Source organism: Bacillus sp. FSL K6-1145 (assembly GCF_038003425.1).
In the GTDB taxonomy this organism is placed as follows: Bacteria; Bacillota; Bacilli; order Bacillales; family Bacillaceae; genus Bacillus; species Bacillus pumilus.
The window spans coordinates 2536103-2557433 of record NZ_JBBOPC010000001.1 but is presented as its reverse complement, the minus strand read 5'-3'; the positions used below and the strand labels follow the sequence as shown (position 1 = coordinate 2557433).

The window sequence follows — 21331 nt, the reverse complement described above, 5'->3', positions numbered from 1 at the left end:
TACTTTTGTTCTAGGAAAACAAAGGTTTTTTTTATAAAATAAAGAAGAGGCATTATGGCAAAGGGGATACGTAGATGATTTTAGGACAAAAGTTCAAACGGTTCATGTCAAACCATACAGAAACATCTGACGAGCATCCAGTGTCAGAACTGAAAAGCCATTACTACAAATCGACGAATGCGCAAGTTTTTCAAGCGGTGGAAGCCATGCTTTCTGGGCACGCTTCCTATCAAGTGACATCTGTTTCAGCAGAACGAGGTGAAATCAGCGCAAACATCAGTATGCCGAAAAAAGCCTTTCTCGTAGCGACTGTCATTTCAATTCGTCCTTTTGAAACAGCTGTCGATTTTAATGTGACAACAGAAACAGCCTTGCCAACAGATTTTGGCTATAGTGAGAAAACGGTTTTTTCCCTTTATGATGAACTAGACAAACAACTTCCAAGAATAGATCGGAGCTGATGAAATGAAATGTCCCACATGTCAGCACCTTGGCACAAGGGTGCTTGATTCAAGACCAGTAGATGAAGGGAAATCCATCCGTCGTAGAAGAGAGTGCGAAAGCTGCCAATATCGCTTTACGACGTTTGAGAAATTAGAAGAATTACCACTGATTGTGGTGAAAAAAGAAGGAATTCGAGAAGAATTCAGCCGCGAAAAGATGCTGAGAGGACTCATAAAAGCATGTGAAAAGCGACCTGTTGCTTTAAAGCAGCTGGAGGATGTCTGCTTTAATATTGAAAAAGAACTGCGTAATCAAGGTATGTCAGAAGTGAAAAGTGAGCTTGTAGGTGAAATGGTGATGGACGAGCTGGCAAAAATTGATGAAGTGTCTTACGTCAGGTTTGCCTCCGTTTACCGGCAGTTTAAAGATATCAACGTCTTTATTGATGAATTAAAAGATTTATTAAAGAAAGAACGCTAAAAAAGAGCTGAAGATACTTCATGCTCTTTTTCCTGCGTAAAGCGTAAAACGCAAAAAGGGTGTACAATAGAAACAATTGCAATTCATGGGGAGGATCAGCATATGACAGAGCATTGGAAGGAAGTGCTAGCCGTCGATCCGTATGTCGTCAAAAGCGCTTCATTGCTCGGTGACATCGATAGACAGCTCATCACTCTTTTATATCAGCCGCTTATAGGCATGTCCGCTTTCAGCTTATATATGACGCTGTGGGGAGAGCTGGAACAAAATCGTATGTGGGGGAAACCCGCACCTCATCGGCAGCTCATGGTCATGCTGCAAACGAATTTGAATGATATTTTTGAGGAACGTTTAAAGCTTGAAGCGATTGGTTTACTCCGCACATATGAACAGGAAACGGAAGAAGGCAGACTGTTTACATATGAGCTTGTGCCGCCGTTAAGACCAGATGAGTTTTTCCAAGATGGTATGCTGAATGTTCTGCTGTACCATCGTGTAGAGAAAGCGAAATATATGCAGCTTCGTGATTATTTCTCATATCCCGGTGTTCCGGCAGAGGCAAAGAACATCTCGCGGTCGTTTGAAGAAGTTTTTCACGTATTGCAGCCAGGTGAACGCAGGATGACAGAAGAAATCAATCAGGCGTCATCACTTGATCAGGGCTATGAATATGTGACCGTTGGATCGAGTCAGCCGGCTCCTCTCTCAGACGAATCCTTTGATTTCGATTTATTGTTAGCAGGCATGTCTGATATGATGATTCCAAGAAAGGCTTTGACAAAGCAGGTGAAAGAAACCATTAAGAAGTTAGCCGTTGTATACGGCATCACCCCGCTTCAAATGCAAAATATTGTAGCAGGCGCCTGTGGTTCGGATCAAATGATCTCAACAGAAGAGCTGAGAAAAGCGGCAAGAGACTGGTACCAAATTGAATACAGAGGCGAGCAGCCAAAACTCATTGATCAAAAACAGCCGAGACACTTGCGTCAAGATGCTTCAAAAGCGCCAGTGGCAGATACGCCGGATGCCAAATTGATTGAAAAGCTTGATCATATTTCGCCTAGGGAGCTGCTAAAAGATATGGCTGACGGCATTGAGCCAACATATGCCGACTTAAGAATTGTCGAAGATATTATGCTTGAGCAGCAGCTAGAGCCAGGTGTCATGAACGTTTTGATCTACTATACATTACTGAAAACAGATATGAAGCTGTCGAAAACATATATGCAAAAAATCGCCGCTCATTGGGTGAGAAAGAAAATTAAAACCGTAGCGGCGGCCATGAAAATGGCCAAAGAAGAGAACAGGCAAATGACAGAGTGGGCGCAGCAGAAAAAGCAGCGTAGCACATACGGATCAGGGAAAGTTGTCCGTGAAGAGAAGCTTCCTGATTGGATGAAAGAAACCGAAACGAAAGAACAGCCTGCAAAAGAACAAACAGACAGCCTGTCGACAGAAGACCTCGAACGAGAAAAAGAAAAACTGTTAGATCAGTTTAAAAATATGAAAAAGTACAATGCACATTAAGATGAGGTGAGATGAGGATGAAACCGATCGGTCGTTCATTTGAACAGCTAAAAGGGCGCGTAGATTTTCGTGTGAGATACAATCAGATTAAAGAGAGTGTGTTATCTGATGAAGATGTAAAAGCCTTTTTACAGGAGCACCAAGAAGACATACACGAAGACATGATCAATCGCAGCTTGAACCGGCTTTTTGAATATGTGCAGCAGTCGAAGGGCTGTTCATATTGCTTAGATGAAGAGAACGTCAATGCGATTTTAGACGGTTATCACCCGAAGCTTGTGATCAAAGGTCAGAGTATTGATATTGAATATTCCCCTTGTCCAGTCAAGCTGCGGCTCGATAGACAGAAAAAACAGCAAGAGCTCATGAAAAGCATGTACATTCCGCAAAATGTTCTTCAAGCGACGTTCGCTGATTTGAACGTTGTGGGAAGACAGGAAGTCATTCAAAAAGTAGGGCAATTCCTGCAAAGCTATGATGAGACGGGCAAAGGGAAGGGCTTATATTTACACGGAAAGTTTGGAGTAGGAAAAACGTATATTCTGGCAGCCATTGCGCAGCAGTTAGCGGAGAAGGAATACCCATCTCTCCTTGTGTACGTGCCTGAATTTGTGAGAGAGCTAAAAAATTCGTTAGCCGATCATACACTAGAATCAAAACTGAACATGGTCAAATCCACCCCTATTTTAATGCTTGATGATATTGGGGCAGAGTCGATGACAAGCTGGGTTCGAGATGAACTACTCGGAACGATTTTACAATACCGTATGGCAGAGCAGCTGCCGACTTTCTTCTCTTCTAATTTCTCACCAAGTGAACTGAAGCATCACTTTACGTACTCACAGCGCGGGGAAAAAGAAGAGGTCAAAGCCGCTCGTTTAATGGAACGGATTCTCTATTTAGCAGAGGCAGTCTTGCTCGAAGGAGAAAACCGCCGTCATTTATAAAAGCGTCTATCACCTGAAGGAGGAGCAAATGAAATGAACAAAAGAAAATGGCTGCTTTTTCTCGTGATTGCAGGTCTCGCTGTTTTACTTTGGTGGCTGAACAAACAGCATCTTCAGCTGGCGCCAAAAGATGTGAAAAATTGGGTGCTTCAATTTGGGATGCTGGCACCCTTTGTTTTTCTTTTCTTATCTCTTTTTCGCCCGTTTGTTCTCGTCCCTATTACGGTTTTTTCGCTGGCAGCAGGTTTGGCATTTGGCAGTGTTCTTGGGACGATTTATGCCCTCGTTGGTGCTACCGCCGGAGCAACATGCTCCTTCCTGCTTGCCACAACCTTTCGTGCAAAAAAGAAGGAAACACAATCAAGCAGCCGGAAGCTGAAAGCGGTGACGTCCCGCATTCAGGAGCATGGGTTTCTTTACATTTTGTTATTGCGAATTGCCCCAATCCATTTTGACTTTGTCAGCTATGCGGCAGCAGCTTCACGTGCAAATTATCGTGCATTTACGGCAGCTACCTTTTTAGGCTTAATACCGGGTACAGTTGCATTAAATGTCCTTGGCTCAAGCTTTGTCAGCGGCAATTATGCCGCTTTAGCAATCGTTTGTTTGATTTATCTAATCTTTATCTCAGTTCCGCTCATTTTAAAAAGAAAGATGCCTGATTTATTTTAGGCGTCTATTTTTTATGTTCTCCCCATATATATGTAACAGATGTCGTTAGGGGGGACAAACATGCTTGAAATAATCTTTGAAGATGAATATGATACCGCCGCTTTTTTACATCTTGCTGAACACTTGGACAGTCGGCATCACATGTCAATTCAACAAGGGAAAGACCGGCTTCTCATAGAGGCGAAGGAATCAAAGGAAGGACTTGAGTCCATTGTGCGGCCATTACTGGTTCACTTTTTTTTGGAATGCAAAGAAAATGAGCGCATGCGCAGCATTCTTGAAAACACGTATTTATTTAAAGATCCTGAAGAGCAGCACCAAATTCTTTCAATTGCCCACAGCATCATGAACGGGGATTTAGATGATATTCCCGGCATTCATCAAGAACCGTCAAGAGAAGCCCTGTTAACAAAGGAGCTCGAGACGATTTCTTTACAGCAAGGTATTTTTTCAATTGGTTCATTTATGACATTCAGACTGTCAGAGTATGACAGGAAGCTGAAGAACTATGTTGAAGTCTCCATTGAAGAATACAAAATGGAACAAGAATATCAAAACTTCATTCAATCGCTTCGAGACTATGTGATGGCAAAAGAACCGAAGCTCGAAAAAGTACATGTTGTGCATCAGGATCGTCTGATGATTTGGGAATTTCGGTACGCTTCTGAGCGTGATCAAAAACAATACATAGACAGACAGTTTGTAAGAGAGCATCCAATGTATATTGATTCGCAGCTGATTGCACCACTCGTATCCATAGCGCCCAAAAAGATTGACCTGTTTACAAATGATACAGGTCACTCGATGGTACAGACCATTCAAAATATTTTTCAAGAAAGGGTCGAGGTATTCCCGGCTCATTCATTTCAAGAACACAATGTTCAATTTGTCCATGACCATTTGGAACAGAAAAGTGAAAAGCTTTCTTGATTTTCACGAAAAAACGTTTTATAATACGGTGTAACTTCATACAAAGACCGTATTGATAAGGACATGAACAAATGAACACCCGCTTAAAGAGAGGGAAGCCGCGGCTGAAAGCTTCCTAGCAGAGGACCATTTGCTTTACCACCTTTGAACATCAGCTGTGAACGTTTTAGTAATGGCTGACGGGAGATTCCCGTTATCGAACCACAAGCCGTGTTTGCTTATGAAAAAGTAAGCTGCAAATACGGGAAAAAGGGTGGAACCACGATTCCGTTTTATTCAACCTCGTCCCTTTCCAGGGGGCGGGGTTTTTATATTGCCAAAAAAAGGAGTGACCAGAGATGTCAGAACAAATTCAACTTACATTTCCAGATGGAGCAGTCAAGGAGTTTGACAAAACAGCTACAACAGAAGACATCGCGGCATCAATTAGCCCAGGCCTAAAGAAAAAAGCGCTTGCCGGTAAATTGAACGGCAAAGAAATAGATCTGCGTACGCCGCTACTAGAAAGTGGAACAATTGAGATCATCACAGATAAAAGTGATGAAGCACTCGACATTATGCGCCACAGCACAGCTCATTTGCTAGCACAGGCAATCAAACGCCTGTATGGAAAAGAGCATCACGTTCAGTTTGGCGTAGGTCCTGTGATTGAAAATGGCTTCTACTACGATGTGGACATCGATGTTGCCATCACACCGGAAGATTTACCAAAGATTGAAAAAGAAATGAAAAAAATCATTAACAGCAATCTGCCAATCGAGCGAATTGAAGTATCAAGAGAAGAAGCGAAAAAACGCTTTGAAGCGATTGGTGATCAATTAAAGCTTGAGCTGTTAGAGGCGATTCCAGAAGGTGAAGCTGTCACGATTTATGAGCAGGGTGAATTCTTTGACCTCTGCCGCGGCATTCACTTGCCATCAACAGGGAAAATCAAAGAGTTTAAGCTGTTAAGCCTTGCAGGTGCATACTGGAGAGGTGACAGCAACAATCAAATGCTTCAGCGTATTTACGGTACAGCTTTCTTCAGCAAAGATGATCTAAATGAGCATCTACGCCTGCTTGAAGAAGCGAAAGAACGCGATCACCGTAAACTAGGAAAAGAGCTGAAACTGTTTGCGAACTCTCAAAAGGTAGGTCAAGGTCTACCGCTTTGGTTGCCAAAAGGCGCAACGATCCGCCGCGTTATTGAGCGTTACATTGTCGATAAAGAAGTACGCCTTGGTTATGAGCATGTGTATACACCAGTTCTTGCAAATGTTGAATTGTATAAAACATCAGGGCACTGGGCGCATTATCAAGAAGACATGTTCCCTGTGATGGAAATGGACAACGAAGATCTTGTTCTTCGTCCAATGAACTGTCCTCACCATATGATGATTTACAAAAACGAGCCGCATAGCTATCGCGAATTGCCAATTCGTATTGCAGAGCTTGGTACAATGCACCGTTATGAAATGTCAGGTGCTTTATCCGGCCTTCAGCGTGTTCGCGGTATGACATTAAACGATGCCCATATCTTTGTACGTCCAGATCAAATCAAAGACGAATTCATTCGTACAGTTCGCCTAATTGAAGAAGTGTATCAAGACTTTGGCTTGAATGACTACACATTCCGCTTATCTTACCGTGATCCAGAAGATACTGAGAAGTATTTCGACGATGATGCCATGTGGAATAAAGCGCAATCGATGCTAAAGGATGCAATGGACGAGCTTGGTCATGACTATTATGAGGCAGAAGGCGAAGCGGCATTTTATGGTCCGAAGCTTGACGTTCAAGTGAAGACAGCTCTTGGAAAAGAAGAGACACTGTCTACTGTACAGCTTGATTTCTTACTTCCAGAGCGCTTCGATCTCACATATATCGGAGAAGATGGCAAGCACCATCGTCCAGTCGTGATTCATAGAGGTGTTGTTTCTACAATGGAGCGTTTTGTTGCCTTCTTAATTGAAGAATACAAAGGAGCCCTACCAACTTGGCTGGCACCTGTACAATTCCAAGTCATCCCGGTTTCACCTTCTGTCCATTTAGACTATGCGAAAAAAGTACAAGAACGTTTGCAGCTTGAAGGTCTTCGTGTAGAGCTTGACAGCCGTGATGAAAAAATCGGATACAAAATTAGAGAAGCGCAAATGCAAAAGATTCCGTACATGCTAGTCGTCGGAGATCAAGAAGCAGAAAATGGCGCAGTCAATGTAAGAAAATACGGAGAGCAAGATTCAGAAACAATGGATCTTGAAGCCTTTGTGAAACATGCAGTAGCAGAAGCGAAAAAATAATCTTTTTCAAGCGAAGCAGTCAGTGATCTTTCTCCTTAGATCACTGGCTTTTTCTTTTTGGGAAAAATTCTCCACTAGTGATCCAGTCCCTTGAATGATACGTTTAGATAGTATGAAAGTATGGGTAAGTATGTACTATTGGTTCGAGTTAAATTGGGGGTATGAAAGCGATGATGAAAACAACAAACACTTTATCATCACAAGTATTGGAGCGATCAGCAGTACTTCGTGCATTGGAACACTCACTGGCGATGATTGAATTTGATGTGACAGGTGAAGTGCTATGGATCAATGATATTTTTGCAAAAGCCATGGGATATTCAAAGCAAGAGATGATTGGTTTAAAACATAGACAGTTTTGTCCTCCTCATATTGCAGAACACGCAAGCTATCAAATGTTTTGGAAGCGTTTGAAAGAGGGGCAAGTCTTTCAGGAAAAGGTGCAGCGGAAGACGAAGAATGGTGACAGTTTATGGCTTGAAGCGACATATACACCTGTCCGCAATGAAGAGGAACGCGTAGTGGGTGTTGTGAAAGTCGCAACAGACATAACAGAAAGAGAAAGCACGATGAAACAGGTCGTAGACGATTTAAAGGACATGTCTGCGAAATTAATGGAGCGAGCAGAAGTGGGCATCCAGCATAGTCAAAGAGTCAATGTCTCCTTTGATCATATAGCAAACGAAACAGATCAAAATATGAGCTTACTAGAAGGATTAACAGAGCAGGTAGAGTCCATCAGCTCCATCGCTAAAACGATTAACAGCATTTCCTCACAAACCCAGCTCCTTGCATTAAATGCGGCGATCGAAGCAGCTCATGCAGGTTCCTATGGAAATGGCTTTAGTGTAGTGGCGGCAGAAATTCGAAAGCTTGCAACTGATGCAAAAGAAGCGATCGTCAAAGTAGATCAATATGTAAAGGCGATTCATGCGGAAGTAGAGAAGGTCAGCAGCGGAACGAGCCGGGCCAAGACAACGGTGTTTACAAATCGCGATCTTGTAAAGCAGGCAAGTGAGGAATTTAATAATGTAGGAGAAGCAGCCCGCAGCTTAGACAAGCAAGCGCAAAGTCTAGCGGGAATTGTGTAGTTTGAGCACACAAAAAACACCCAATCTCGTTAGGAGAAGGGTGTTTTCTCGTTTGTTCTATTTTAATATATCAAACAATTCATGTAAGTCTTTGATTTCATAATCTGGCGTTACATCTGTTTCGTTCTTTTTGCCATGTCGATTGATCCAAACGGTTTGAATCCCGGCTCGAGATGCCCCAAGAATATCTGTTTTTGGATTATCTCCTACCATGATCACATCGTCTTTTGTTAGATTTAACAGCTGAAGGCAGTGCTCAAAGATGCCAGGGTCAGGTTTGCCTTTCCCGTAATCTCCTGAAATGACAATTTCATTAAAATAAGGTGCAAGCTCAGGAACACCTGCCAGTTTTTCTTTTTGAAGACTAGGATCTCCGTTTGTTAAAAGGAGCAATTCATAGCTGCCTTTCAGACGGTCTAAAACAGGGTACGTTTCTTCATAGACAAATGGACGTTTTCTCCGCTCTGCTGCAAAGAAATCAGCCAAATATTGTCCAAATGCCTTATCGTCAATTCCTGCTTCTTTTAAGCCATTGGTCCAAGCGTTCTTGCGATACTCTGGTGCAAGGGCATTCAATTTTTGAAAGCCTTCGCTAATCGGTTCACTAAAATTGGACCACAGTCCTTCGAAAGGATTAATTCCGATCATGACAGTATAATCATATGTTTCATAGGACGAATACAGCTTTCTTGCTTCTTCACGTACAATCTGTTCAAATGTTTCTGGATTCAGTCCATATTTCTTTTCCGCTTCGCGGCATGTTTCCTGAAAAGTGGTGTGAATGCTTTTTTCATCCCAAAGCAAAGTATCATCTAAATCGAAAAATACGGCTTTCATGATCTTCTCCCTTGTTATGTATGTGTTACCTTCAATTGCAAGTGACGGCTCAAGTTCATTTTACAATAGAAGATGAGGGCAATAAAGAAAAGATTTGAGAGATATTTGAACATTGACCGCACATGATAGAATAGAAAGACAGTAAATAATACATACATCAATTGAGGTGGCAGGTTTGCTTCATTTAATTATTATGATGATCGAGCGTGTTGGGATCATCGTTATTTTAGGGTTTGTGCTTGCCCATGTGAAGGGCTTTCGCAATCTATTGCTTCATAATGAAGGGTTTCGAAAAAAGGCAGTCCTTGTCTTTATTTTTGCTTCTTTTAGTATTATCAGCAATTACACAGGAATTGAAATCCAGCAGCAGATGGTCATGAATCATGAGTTTTCCTATCATCTCGGCTCGTCAAGCTCAATTGCCAATACGAGAATCATGGGAATCGAAATGGGCGGATTAATAGGAGGGCCGTTTGTTGGCATTGGCGCAGGGCTTCTAGCTGGGATTCATCGCTATTCATTAGGAGGAAGCACGGCACTCAGCTGTGCGATTTCTTCGATTTTAGCCGGTGTGATTGCAGGCTATGTCGGCAGCAGGTTTAAGCGGAAGAATCGAATGGTGACACCTCGCCAAGCCGCACTTTTTGGTGTGGCAATGGAATCCTTGCAGATGATCATTATCCTTCTATTTGCAAAGCCATTTGCTGAAGCTTGGGGGCTTGTGAGTATTATTGCCCTGCCGATGATTTTTGTGAATGGAATTGGTAGCTTTATCTTTTTATCGATTTTACAGTCAGTCATTCGGCAAGAAGAGCAGGCAAAGGCGATGCAGACACACCGTGTATTTTCAATCGCCGATCAAACGCTGCCTTTCTTCCGCCAAGGGTTAAATGAACAGTCATGTAAAAGCGTGGCGGAGATCATTCATCGATTAACAGAAACAGATGCGGTCTCCTTAACCGATACAGAAAAGATTTTAGCGCATGTTGGAGATGGGACGGATCATCATATTCCTTCGAAAAGCCTCATTACAGGGTTGTCGAAACAAGTATTGATGAGCGGCAAAATTATGAAGGCACATTCGAAAGATGAAATCAATTGTTCAGTCACCCATTGCCCGCTTCAAGCGGCGATTGTGCTGCCCCTCACCTCCAATGGTCAAACGATCGGAACGTTAAAAATGTATTTCAATTCTCCGGTCGGATTAAGCAGGGTAGAGGAGGAGCTTGCAGAAGGCTTGGCGATGCTGTTTTCCACACAGCTTGAGCTTGGGGAGGCAGAAACCCAAAGCCGTCTGCTAAAAGATGCAGAGATCAAAGCGCTTCAAGCGCAAGTGAATCCGCACTTTTTATTTAACGCCATTAATACCATCTCTGTCTTGTGCAGAACGAACGTAGAGATGGCTAGGAAGCTGCTGCTTCAGCTGAGTATATATTTTCGATCCAATTTGCAAGGCGCCCGCCAGCTGCTCATTCCACTTCATAAAGAAATTCAGCATGTAGAAGCCTATTTGTCACTTGAACAAGCAAGGTTTCCAAATAAATACCACGTGACCTTTCAAATTGAAAAGGAGCTAGAGCAGGTGATGATTCCGCCATTTGTGCTTCAGGTGCTTGTTGAAAATGCAGTGAGACACGCATTTCCTAAACATCAAACGAGCTGTGAAGTCATCGTATCTGCTGTGATGAAAGATGGGCATGTCAATATGAAAGTGACGGATAATGGACAGGGAATCGAGAATGACAAGATGGCTCAGTTATTAAAAGCGCCTGTTGAATCCAAAGAAGGAACAGGTACGGCTCTTTTTAATTTAGATCAGCGGTTAAGAGGGATTTTTGGCAGACAAGCCGCTCTATCTATTCATAGCGGCCAAGGCACTGACATCTCATTTCGCATTCCAATGGACTATGTAAAAGAGGATGATTTTCGTTGATAAATGTATTAATCGTAGATGATGAAGTGTTAGCAAGAGACGAATTAAAATACTTATTACGCAGAACGAAAGAGGATGTTCAAATAGAGGAAGCAGAAAATATAGAATCAGCTTTTGACCGGATGGTGGATCATAAGCCGGACCTGCTTTTTTTAGACATTGATTTATCAGGTGAAAATGGATTTGATATTGCCAAAAGGCTCAACCGGATGTCTGATCCGCCAGCAATTGTATTTGCGACAGCCTTTGATCAGTATGCGCTGAAGGCGTTTGAGGTCAGTGCGCTCGATTATTTAACAAAACCATTTGATGAAGAACGGCTTTTGCAAACGATCCAAAAGTTTAAAAAGTGGAAATCTGTTGAGACGCAAGACCACCAGCTATCAGATGAGAAAATCCCCCATCAGCAAAAATTAGCCATCTCAGTCGATGATTCAATTGTCATTCTGCAAGTAGAAGAGATCATGTATGTAGGGCTTAGTGAGGGGAAAAAGGTTGTGAAAACAAAGGATCACATGTATGAGGTCACAGAACCGCTTGTGGTCATTGAAAAGAAACTCCCTGAGGCTTACTTTATGAGGGTTCATCGAAGTTATATCGTGAACACCTCTCATATGAAAGAAGTACAGCCGTGGTTTAATTCGACGTATAATCTGCATATGACAGACGGGTCGATTATTCCTGTCAGCCGCACTTACGCCAAAGAACTAAAGAAGTCGCTCCTGCTAGAGTAGGACGGCTTTTTTTATTTGTATTTCAATACTCGTTTTCTGCATTTCATTCATTGAATCCGGCGAGTTTGATTGTAAACGCTTCATTCGTTTATTTCATGCCGTATACTGAGGGCAGTCGAAGAAAGAGGTGAAGGGGCATGAGTGCCACTAAAGTATATGGATTTCTATCTCAAGCATTTATCTTTGCAACCGTAATGTTCGTTTCTAATCTCATTTCAATGTATTTACCAATTCCGATGCCTGCATCTGTGATCGGTCTGGTTCTATTATTTGTTTTGCTGACAACGAAAATCGTCAAACTGGAGCAAGTGGAGCAATTAGGTACATCATTGACAGGGCTCATTAGCTTTCTATTTGTTCCCTCTGGTATCTCGGTTATTCAATCACTAGGTGTCATGCAAGAAGTAGGTGTGCAAGTCGTCGGTGTCATTATCATTGCAACGATTATGTTACTTGCAGCGACAGGGCTATTCACGCAGCTTCTCATGCAATTATCAGACAAACCACAGAAACGTAAAGAGACAAAGGAGAGCAAATCGACTCCTTCTCATTCTAATAAACCAGCTTCAAGTACGCATTAAAGGAGGGATGCAGGATGGGTACAAGTACGATGAGTCCTTATTTTGGTATAGTCGTCTCATTGGTCGCCTTTGGAATCGGTACATTCTTATTTAAAAAATCAAAAGGCTTCTTCTTATTTACACCACTTTTTGTCGCCATGGTGTTAGGTATTTTATTTTTGAAAATTGGCGGTTTTTCCTATGCAGATTATAATGAGGGTGGCAAGATTATCAAGTTTTTCTTAGAGCCTGCGACCATTGCTTTCGCTATTCCGCTTTATAAGCAGCGCGCATTGCTTAAAAAATATTGGTGGCAGATTTTATCCGCTATTTTTGTAGGATCACTTTGCTCCATTACAATTGTGTATGTCGTAGCAAAAGGCATTCATCTTGATGCGGCTGTAATGAAAAGTATGCTCCCGCAGGCAGCGACGACAGCGATTGCTCTTCCGATTGCAAAGGATATTGGCGGAATTGCAGATATCACAGCCTTTGCGGTCATATTTAATGCAGTCATTGTGTATGCACTAGGTGCTTTCTTCTTAAAATGGTTTCGAATTAAAAATCCAGTGGCAAAAGGGCTTGCACTCGGTACATCAGGACATGCACTTGGCGTCTCTGTTGGGATTGAGATGGGTGAAGTGGAAGCGGCCATGGCAAGTATTGCTGTTGTGGTAGTAGGAGTTGTGACCGTCATCGTCATCCCAATCTTTATGCAATTGATTCTTTGATGACGTCATTGTTTTGAAAAGCCTTGCCCAATTCGTTTAATCATGCTAAAATGAAAAAGTTGTTTCAAGAGTTCGGTTACTTGACGGACAAATGAAAATTGTGTAGAATAATTAACGAATTGAATAGGTATCACAAGCAGAAGCACCCGCTTCTCACCTGATTGACACGTGTTTGTAGTTGACAGGTTGACCGTACATTTATTTTTTCATGCAAATGTTCGCAGTGTGGGTGTTTTATATGCCCACACTTTTTGTTTGCCTGTAAAACATACAACGAAATGGTCAAAATGAATTGTGAACTCAATTCAAAATCTCATGGAGGTGGCTCACTATTAGCAAAGATCAATTAGTTAATGAAGGTATTCGTGCGCGTGAAGTTCGTTTGATCGGACAAAATGGCGATCAGCTGGGGATTAAAACCCGCCAGGAAGCTCTGGAAATTGCTACGAAAGCCAATCTTGACCTTGTGTTAGTTGCTGCAAATGCAAAACCACCTGTTTGCCGAATCATGGACTATGGTAAGTTCCGATTCGAACAGCAGAAGAAGGATAAAGAGGCACGTAAGAATCAAAAAATCATTAGCTTAAAAGAAGTTCGGTTGAGCCCGACAATTGATGAACATGATTTTAACACGAAGCTCCGTAATGCAATCAAATTCCTTGAAAAGGGCGATAAAGTGAAAGCTTCTATCCGCTTTAAAGGGCGTGCGATTACGCATAAAGAAATCGGACAGCGCGTGTTAGACCGTTTCTCTGAAGCTTGCGCTGAAGTAGCAACAGTAGAAACAAAACCTAAGATGGACGGACGTAGCATGTTCCTCATGCTTGCACCAAAAGTCGAAAAGTAAAGTAACAGAGGGAGGAAATATCCAATGCCAAAAATGAAAACTCACCGCGGATCTGCTAAACGTTTCAAAAAAACAGGTTCTGGTAAACTTAAACGTTCTCATGCGTACACAAGTCACCTGTTCGCTAACAAATCTACAAAGCAAAAACGTAAATTGCGTAAGAGCGCAATCGTAAGTGCTGGAGATTTCAAACGTATCAAACAACAACTTGCAAACATCAAGTAATTTGGAATAGGAATCATAGGAGGGAATTACAATGCCAAGAGTAAAAGGCGGAACTGTGTCGCGTCAGCGTCGTAAAAAGGTTCTTAAATTAGCAAAAGGTTATTTCGGTTCAAAACATAGATTATATAAAGTAGCAAACCAACAGGTGATGAAATCTGGAAACTACGCTTTCCGTGACCGTCGTCAGAAAAAACGTGACTTCCGTAAACTATGGATCACTCGTATCAATGCTGCAGCTCGTATGAACGGTCTTTCTTACAGCCGTTTAATGCATGGCCTAAAGCTTTCTGGTATCGAAGTAAACCGCAAAATGCTTGCTGACCTTGCTGTGAATGACCTAAGTGCATTCAATCAGCTTGCTGATGCTGCAAAAGCACAACTAGACAAGTAAGTCATATGAAAGATCATTCCGTCGAGGGGTGATCTTTTTTGCTCATCATGTGAGGTGAAATGAATGAATATCGCGTTGATTGTGCTGCTGATCTTGGTAAATGGCTATGGTTTCTTTCTCATGGGAGAGGACAAACGCCGGGCAAAAGCGCATAAATGGAGAATCTCAGAGGCGCACTTATGGAGTGCTGCCGTGCTTTTTGGGGCTGCTGGATCGTATCTAGGGATGCAGTATTTCCGTCATAAAACAAAGCATCCTGCCTTTCAAATTGGCATGCCAGTGTTAATCATGGTGCAGTTGATCATATTAGGATATATCAAGTTCATCTGAAAAAGGAGCAGACGCCATCAAGACGGCGTGTCTGCTCCTTTTTTTTGTTTGATTTTTTTAATGGGCTGATCCCAATCAATTTTTGTTTGAGGATAACGTTCGATAATGTTTTCCTCCAATTTTTCAAAGTCTTCTAATGTAAATTCACTTAGCTTCTCAGGTGACTCCGTCCAAACGTAAATGGAGTGGACAAATAGAGGATGATCCTTAGAAGGAACATGCTTCTCCCCTTCAAACAAGACACCTTTATAGACGAAATTAAAATTTTTACGTGCATTTTGTTGTTCGTCCATAAAATAAAAGCCTTCTTTTAATTGTGCTTGTTTCAGCTTTCTTCTCGGATTTGAGAAGAATTTTACCGCCATGTAGAAGATGTAGACAAGCAGTGCAACAAGAGCTAGTCTAATGAGGATTACAAACATGACAGGATGCACCTCCAATACCGTTATCTGATGTACTACGAATGAAAAGGCCAAAAGGTTTCAACTTTTTTTAAAAAAATATTTCGGAAAACGAAAAAATATTCATAAAAAGATCGTATTGAACGAAAAAGGTTTTGTATAATAAGAATGCACCATGAAGATAAAGGAGGATATATGGAATGACAAAGCTAGATCAAACATTAACTATGCTGAAAGACCTAACGGATGCAAAAGGGATTCCAGGAAATGAACGTGATGTCAAAAAAGTCATGCAGACATACATAGAATCATATGCAGATGAAGTCTCCAGTGACCGCCTTGGCAGCTTAATTGCTAAGAAGGAAGGAAACGCAAACGGACCTAAAATTATGCTTGCTGGTCACTTAGATGAAGTAGGATTCATGGTGACAAAAATTGATGACAAAGGCTACATTCGCTTCCAAACTGTCGGCGGATGGTGGTCACAGGTCATGCTCGCGCAGCGTGTGACGATTGTAACGAAAAAGGGAGACATAACAGGTGTGATTGGCTCAAAGCCGCCGCACGTCTTGTCACCTGAAGCTCGAAAAAAATCGATTGAGATTACAGATATGTTTATTGATATCGGTGCATCAAGCAAAGAACAGGCAATGGAGTGGGGCGTTCTGCCTGGAGATCAAATCGTCCCTTATTTTGAGTTTACAGTGATGAATGATGAAAAAATGCTCCTTGCAAAAGCATGGGACAACCGTATCGGCTGTGCAGTTGCGATTGATGTCATGAAGAACTTACACAATACTCAGCATGAGAATATTGCTTACAGTGTTGCAACTGTACAAGAGGAAGTTGGCCTGCGTGGTGCCAAAACAGCAGCGGCTACAATCCAGCCTGATATTGGATTTGCCATTGATGTTGGTGTAGCAGGAGACACACCGGGCATTACTGAAAAAGAAGCAACAAGCAAACTTGGCAAAGGACCAACGATTGTTGTATTTGATGCTTCTATGGTATCGCATAAAGGGCTTCGGGATTTTGTTGTCCAAACAGCGGATGAATTGAACATTCCGTACCAATATGACTCTATGCCTGGCGGCGGGACAGATGCTGGCGGTATCCATTTAACAGGTCATGGTGTGCCATCACTATCGATCGGGATACCAAGTAGATATATTCATACCCATGCAGCGATGATTCACCGAGATGATTATGAAAATGCAGTGAAGCTTTTAACAGAAGTGATCAAAAGACTTGATCAAAAAACGGTTGAGCAGATCACGTACGGTTCTTAAGTAAGAAAGCCTTTCCTCAGTATAAGGGAAGGGCTTTTTTTATTTCATTGAATTTCCCAGGAAATGAACTGTCATTTTAAGTTACGCCAAAAGAACTGTTTTTGAGAGAAGAAGAAAAAATATTCTAGTGAATAAGGCACATGTGATCTGGCTTTTATTTTTGTAAGATGAAAGCAATAAAAAGGACAGAGCCTAAAGAATGCCCTGTCAAAAGAGAGTTTATGGAAGTAGGTGAAGCTACCTTAAGAATAAACACATTATTCTTATTTGTCAACTTGGTTTTGAAGGAAAGAAAAATCAATCAATTTATGTTATATTTGTAACAAATTGTTTGTGCAAAGGGGATGGTTAAATGAATGCGGTTACAATTGTCATAGCATCTATGTGTATTTTAGCGATTGCCTATCGTCTTTATGGCACATTTATGATGGTCAAGGTCTTAAAGGTGACAGACGATCATCCTACACCGGCTCACACATTAGAGGACGGGAAGGATTATGTGCCAACCAATAAATGGGTCACATTTGGGCATCACTTTGCTGCGATTGCAGCTGCAGGTCCGTTAGTGGGTCCGATTTTAGCTGCGCAATTCGGGTATTTACCGGGTCTCCTTTGGCTGTTAATTGGCGCAGTGATAGGCGGAGCTGTACATGATCTTGTCGTCTTATTTGCATCGATGCGAAAAAAGGGGAAATCGTTATCAGAGGTAGCGAAGGAAGAGCTAGGACCTGTCGCAGGATTTTGTACAGGGCTTGCGATGCTGTTTATCATTACGATCACAATGGCAGGACTGTCTATGGTTGTGCTTCATGCGTTAGAACGTAACCCTTGGGGGACATTTGCAGTCGGAATCACGATTCCAATTGCGATGGGGGTTGGTCTTTATTATAAAAAGACAGGCAATTTAAAACTGGCGACAACTGCGGGATTTATTTTGCTGATGGTTGGTGTATTCCTTGGGCCGAATATTCAAGGAACGGCACTTGGCGATCTTTTAACACTTGATACAAAAACACTTGCTCTTGCCTTGCCGATCTATGCTTTTTTTGCTGCGGCATTGCCGGTTTGGCTGCTGCTCGCACCGAGGGACTATTTAAGCAGCTTTATGAAAATAGGTGTTTTTATCGCATTGATTGCTGGAATCTTTGTCGTCAATCCAACGATTCAATTCCCAGCCTTTACGGAGTTTGTGAATGGAGGAGGTCCTGTTTTAGCTGGTCCTGTCTGGCCTTTTATTTCAATAACCATTGCTTGCGGTGCCATATCTGGTTTCCACGCATTTGTTGGATCTGGGACAACACCTAAAATGCTTGACCGCTGGAGTGATATGAAGCCCGTCGCTTTTGGCGCAATGCTAGTAGAATGTCTAGTTGGAATTATGGCGTTAATTGCCGCTACCGCTCTTCATCCAGGCGATTATTTTGCGATAAACAGTACGCCAGAAGTGTTCAGAACACTCGGGATGAGTGTCGAGAACCTTCCGCAGCTGAGTAAGGAAATTGGTCTTGATTTAGAAGGAAGAACGGGTGGAGCTGTGACATTAGCTGTAGGGATGGCGTATATCTTTACGGGAATTCCGTTCTTTGGTCATTTGGCGTCTTATTTTTTCCAATTCGTCATTATGTTTGAGGCCGTCTTTATTTTAACCGCTATTGATGCAGGGACACGTGTGGCACGATATTTGATTCAAGACTTCTTTGGCGAAGCTTATAAACCGCTTAAACGAAATGACTGGGTCCCTGGGTCGGTGTTCGCAAGTGCGCTTGCTTGTTTTATGTGGGGGTACTTGCTTTACTCTGGAGACATCGGGTCCATTTGGGCACTATTTGGGGTATCAAACCAGTTAATGGCATCGGTCGGTCTCATCATAGGAGCAACCGTTGTCTTAAAAATTGCAGATAAAAGGCGATATATGCTGACTTGTTTAATTCCACTTGCTTACTTATATGTGACAGTGAATTATGCGGGCTATTGGATGGTAGCAAATGTATACCTTAATCCCGAGGCAGCAGGTTACAGCGTGCTGAATGCTGTGCTGTCAATCATTATGCTGATCTTAGGATTTGTGATTATTGTGTTTGCGATTAAAAAATGGGTCGACATTTGGCGTGATCCAGCGCTTCGGATGGAAACACCGATCACTGGCTAAATGAAAAAGCCGGTTTGCTATGATAAGCAAACCGGCTTCTTTTATTGCTGCTGATGAGGCTTTAAGCCTTGCTCTAATGTTTCAAGAATCTCGTTTTTCTCGTTTTCTGATGCTTCTTGCCATAGCACTTCGAACAACACGCCAAGGCCTGGCAGCATTTTTTCCTCACCGCTTTGAATGGCATCTAAAATCGTATGCTCAAGCTGCTCTTGATTATGGCCAGTGATGTTTTGAATGACTGCGCCTCTTAAATTAAAATCCATTGCCCACACTCCTTTTTTGATGGTAATAGCCCTATTCTGTCTCAAAGACAGGTTTATTATGTAGTGTGCATGAGATATAATAAATTCATGATATTTAAAGGAGTTAAAGTCGCTTGAAATATATAGAATCAGCTAAAAACACAAACATTAAACAGTGGAAAAAGCTCCATACGAAAAAAGAACGAACGAAAACGGGGCTGTTTCTTGTGGAGGGAATCCACTTAGTGGAAGAAGCATTGAAGAGCGGAGTTGTGAAAGAATTAATGGTCACATCGCCTGATAAGCTTCCTTCTCATATTGATCCGGACATTGAACTTTATGAACTGAGCGAGGAATCCTTTTTTGCCATGACCGAAACGGAAACGCCTCAGCACATCGCGGCAGTTTGTACAGTTCCTGTATTTGAAGAAAAGAAGTATGAACGACTTCTTCTATTAGATGCAGTGCAGGACCCAGGGAATCTAGGCACACTCATTCGGACAGCAGATGCTGCTGGACTTGATGCTGTGATCTTAGGCGATGGAACAGTGGATGCGTTTAACGGAAAAACGCTCCGTTCCGCACAAGGGTCACATTTCCACCTGCCCATTTTAAAGCAAAGCCTTCAGCAGACCATACCAGCATGTAAGGAGCAAGGCATTCCTGTATACGGAAGTGCTTTAAATAAGGCGAAAGCGTATAGAAGCGTAACGGCAGAAGGTTCGTTTGCATTAATTGTGGGCAATGAAGGCGCGGGTATAAACCCAGAGATTCTGCAAATGACAGACCATAATTTATATGTGCCAATGTATGGACAGGCAGAATCATTAAATGTGGCTGTTGCAGCAGCTGTTCTTGTCTATCATTTGCGTGGATAGTGTTGCAACATGCGCTTATTTTCACTATAATGAAACTAATATTTTAAAAACCATGATAGAGGAAGATTGTTTCAAGGAGCGGCCTTATAGGGAGAATGCATCGTAGACTGAAAGTGCATTTAAGGAATGCTGAAACAGGAATTCACCTCTGGAGTTGTCACCGGGACCGCAAGCTTTGCGTAAAGGTGAACCGGATTCGTTTGATTCCGTTATGTCAATGAAGCTTATTCGCACATGTATTTGTGCTTAACAAGGGTGGTACCGCGACCACAACTCGTCCCTTCTTTTCTAGAGGAGACGGGTTTTTTTATTGTCTTCAAACGATCAAACAGCCGTTTATCCAGACGGTTTTGTATATCAAAAGGAGGATTACACTCATGCAAGAAACGTTAAAACAGCTTGAATTAGAAGCGATAGCGAAGGTTGAAGCAGCTAGCTCACTCAAAGAAGTCAATGACATTCGTGTTCAATATTTAGGGAAAAAAGGGCCGATCACAGAGGTGCTTCGCGGAATGGGCAAGCTTTCCGCAGAAGAAAGACCAAAAATGGGCGCACTCGCAAACGAAGTGAGAGAGCAGATTGCTGGTGCTATTGCTGAAAAAAATGAAAAGCTAGAAAAAGAAGAAGTGAAGAAGAAACTTGCGTCACAAACGATCGATGTTACATTGCCAGCAAGCCCAATCAAAATGGGGGCAAGACATCCATTAACGATTGTTGTCGAAGATATTGAAGATTTATTTATTGGTATGGGCTATACCGTTGAGGAAGGTCCTGAGGTAGAAACGGATTATTATAACTTTGAAGCGCTGAATCTTCCAAAGGAGCATCCGGCACGTGATATGCAGGACAGCTTCTATATTACCGAGGATACACTGCTCAGAACACAAACGTCACCAGTTCAAGCACGTACACTTGAAAAATATAAAGGACAAGGTCCTGTGAAGATCATCTGCCCTGGGAAAGTATATAGACGAGACAGCGATGACGCGACTCATTCACATCAATTCATGCAGATTGAAGGGCTTGTTGTCGATCACAATATTAGCATGAGTGATCTAAAAGGTACGCTTGAGACAGTCGCAAGAAAAATGTTTGGTGAAGATCGTGAAATTAGACTGCGTCCAAGCTTTTTCCCTTTCACAGAACCATCTGTCGAAGTGGATGTGTCTTGCTTTAAATGCGGCGGGAAAGGCTGTTCTGTATGTAAAGGAACAGGCTGGATTGAGATTTTAGGAGCTGGGATGGTTCATCCAAATGTTCTGAAAATGAGCGGATTTGATCCAGAAACTTACCAAGGCTTTGCTTTTGGAATGGGTGTTGAACGGATTGCAATGCTCAAATACGGCATTGATGATATTCGCCATTTCTACACAAATGATATTAGATTCACAAAGCAATTCAAGCAGGACTAAGA

At 42.2% G+C, this 21331-nt stretch carries 23 protein-coding genes and 1 other annotated feature; of the genes, 20 read left to right on the top strand and 3 right to left on the bottom strand.

All coding sequences use genetic code 11. The features are described 5' to 3' along the window. Positions 1-74 precede the first annotated feature (74 nt). The 8 genes from MHH41_RS12935 (at position 75) to MHH41_RS12900 (ending at position 8370) form a co-directional block, all read left to right on the top strand. The gene (locus MHH41_RS12935; RefSeq protein WP_003216254.1) at positions 75-461 is read left to right on the top strand and encodes a hypothetical protein; all 387 of its coding nucleotides are present in this window, start codon (positions 75-77) and stop codon (positions 459-461) included. A gap of 4 nt (positions 462-465) precedes the next feature. Further along, a complete protein-coding gene (gene nrdR / locus MHH41_RS12930; RefSeq protein WP_003216720.1) occupies positions 466-924 on the top strand; it encodes a transcriptional regulator NrdR in 459 nt (152 codons plus the stop codon). Between the two features lie 102 nt (positions 925-1026). Then, positions 1027-2451: a replication initiation and membrane attachment family protein gene (locus tag MHH41_RS12925; RefSeq protein WP_050943597.1), complete on the top strand. Its 1425-nt coding sequence runs from the start codon at positions 1027-1029 to the stop codon at positions 2449-2451. Between the two features lie 17 nt (positions 2452-2468). Further along, entirely contained in the window at positions 2469-3398 is a 930-nt protein-coding gene (gene dnaI, locus MHH41_RS12920) for a primosomal protein DnaI (protein WP_034620615.1), read from the top strand. 33 nt (positions 3399-3431) lie between these two features. Continuing rightward, positions 3432-4070, top strand: a complete 639-nt coding sequence (locus tag MHH41_RS12915) for a TVP38/TMEM64 family protein (RefSeq protein ID WP_003216366.1) — start codon at positions 3432-3434, stop codon at positions 4068-4070. A 60-nt stretch (positions 4071-4130) separates the two neighbouring features. Then, entirely contained in the window at positions 4131-5000 is an 870-nt protein-coding gene (gene ytxC, locus MHH41_RS12910; RefSeq protein WP_340866425.1) for a putative sporulation protein YtxC, read from the top strand. 338 nt (positions 5001-5338) lie between these two features. Next, the gene (gene thrS / locus MHH41_RS12905) at positions 5339-7279 is read left to right on the top strand and encodes a threonine--tRNA ligase (protein WP_065098569.1); all 1941 of its coding nucleotides are present in this window, start codon (positions 5339-5341) and stop codon (positions 7277-7279) included. Positions 7280-7449: 170 nt separating this feature from the next. Further along, a complete protein-coding gene (locus MHH41_RS12900; protein WP_340866424.1) occupies positions 7450-8370 on the top strand; it encodes a methyl-accepting chemotaxis protein in 921 nt (306 codons plus the stop codon). A 57-nt stretch (positions 8371-8427) separates the two neighbouring features. On the opposite strand, the gene MHH41_RS12895 is transcribed toward MHH41_RS12900, so the two are convergent. Further along, positions 8428-9207 (bottom strand): HAD family hydrolase, encoded by a 780-nt coding sequence (locus tag MHH41_RS12895; RefSeq protein ID WP_113387222.1) that lies wholly within the window; start codon positions 9205-9207, stop codon positions 8428-8430. A gap of 175 nt (positions 9208-9382) precedes the next feature. On the opposite strand from MHH41_RS12895, the gene MHH41_RS12890 reads away from it, so the two are divergent. The 8 genes from MHH41_RS12890 to MHH41_RS12855 all read left to right on the top strand — a co-directional run bounded on the left by MHH41_RS12890 (position 9383) and on the right by MHH41_RS12855 (position 14958). Beyond that, the gene (locus MHH41_RS12890) at positions 9383-11140 is read left to right on the top strand and encodes a sensor histidine kinase (RefSeq protein WP_050943603.1); all 1758 of its coding nucleotides are present in this window, start codon (positions 9383-9385) and stop codon (positions 11138-11140) included. After that, positions 11137-11874, top strand: a complete 738-nt coding sequence (locus MHH41_RS12885) for a LytR/AlgR family response regulator transcription factor (protein ID WP_044139936.1) — start codon at positions 11137-11139, stop codon at positions 11872-11874. The genes MHH41_RS12890 and MHH41_RS12885 overlap by 4 nt, the downstream gene beginning before the upstream one ends. Positions 11875-12011: 137 nt before the next feature. Further along, positions 12012-12455, top strand: a complete 444-nt coding sequence (gene lrgA / locus MHH41_RS12880; RefSeq protein WP_003216712.1) for an antiholin-like murein hydrolase modulator LrgA — start codon at positions 12012-12014, stop codon at positions 12453-12455. A gap of 14 nt (positions 12456-12469) precedes the next feature. Then, positions 12470-13165, top strand: a complete 696-nt coding sequence (gene lrgB, locus MHH41_RS12875) for an antiholin-like protein LrgB (RefSeq protein ID WP_189282658.1) — start codon at positions 12470-12472, stop codon at positions 13163-13165. 128 nt (positions 13166-13293) lie between these two features. After that, positions 13294-13425: a sequence feature (ribosomal protein L20 leader region), on the top strand. 71 nt (positions 13426-13496) lie between these two features. After that, positions 13497-14012, top strand: a complete 516-nt coding sequence (gene infC, locus MHH41_RS12870) for a translation initiation factor IF-3 (RefSeq protein ID WP_034620611.1) — start codon at positions 13497-13499, stop codon at positions 14010-14012. Positions 14013-14036: 24 nt separating this feature from the next. Next, positions 14037-14237 carry a 50S ribosomal protein L35 gene (gene rpmI, locus MHH41_RS12865; RefSeq protein WP_003216324.1) on the top strand — a complete coding sequence of 67 codons (201 nt, stop codon included), beginning with the start codon at positions 14037-14039 and terminating at the stop codon, positions 14235-14237. Positions 14238-14268: 31 nt separating this feature from the next. Continuing rightward, a complete protein-coding gene (gene rplT / locus MHH41_RS12860; protein WP_003216409.1) occupies positions 14269-14628 on the top strand; it encodes a 50S ribosomal protein L20 in 360 nt (119 codons plus the stop codon). 63 nt (positions 14629-14691) lie between these two features. Further along, positions 14692-14958, top strand: a complete 267-nt coding sequence (locus tag MHH41_RS12855) for a DUF1294 domain-containing protein (RefSeq protein ID WP_003216616.1) — start codon at positions 14692-14694, stop codon at positions 14956-14958. A gap of 17 nt (positions 14959-14975) precedes the next feature. Here MHH41_RS12855 and MHH41_RS12850 read toward each other — a convergent pair whose 3' ends face one another. Next, positions 14976-15380, bottom strand: coding sequence for a hypothetical protein (locus MHH41_RS12850; RefSeq protein ID WP_003216690.1), 405 nt, complete (start codon positions 15378-15380; stop codon positions 14976-14978). 179 nt (positions 15381-15559) lie between these two features. Here MHH41_RS12850 and MHH41_RS12845 point away from each other — a divergent pair, with 179 nt between their 5' ends. Beyond that, positions 15560-16648: a M42 family metallopeptidase gene (locus MHH41_RS12845; RefSeq protein WP_050943605.1), complete on the top strand. Its 1089-nt coding sequence runs from the start codon at positions 15560-15562 to the stop codon at positions 16646-16648. Between the two features lie 352 nt (positions 16649-17000). Continuing rightward, on the top strand, positions 17001-18797 hold the full coding sequence (gene cstA / locus MHH41_RS12840; protein WP_050943606.1) for a carbon starvation protein CstA: 1797 nt from the start codon (positions 17001-17003) through the stop codon (positions 18795-18797). A 41-nt stretch (positions 18798-18838) separates the two neighbouring features. Here cstA and sspI read toward each other — a convergent pair whose 3' ends face one another. Then, positions 18839-19060: a small acid-soluble spore protein SspI gene (gene sspI, locus MHH41_RS12835; RefSeq protein ID WP_003216243.1), complete on the bottom strand. Its 222-nt coding sequence runs from the start codon at positions 19058-19060 to the stop codon at positions 18839-18841. A 113-nt stretch (positions 19061-19173) separates the two neighbouring features. On the opposite strand from sspI, the gene MHH41_RS12830 reads away from it, so the two are divergent. Further along, on the top strand, positions 19174-19917 hold the full coding sequence (locus MHH41_RS12830) for a TrmH family RNA methyltransferase (RefSeq protein ID WP_340866423.1): 744 nt from the start codon (positions 19174-19176) through the stop codon (positions 19915-19917). A 377-nt stretch (positions 19918-20294) separates the two neighbouring features. Further along, the gene (pheS, locus tag MHH41_RS12825) at positions 20295-21329 is read left to right on the top strand and encodes a phenylalanine--tRNA ligase subunit alpha (protein ID WP_310426517.1); all 1035 of its coding nucleotides are present in this window, start codon (positions 20295-20297) and stop codon (positions 21327-21329) included. Positions 21330-21331 lie beyond the last annotated feature (2 nt).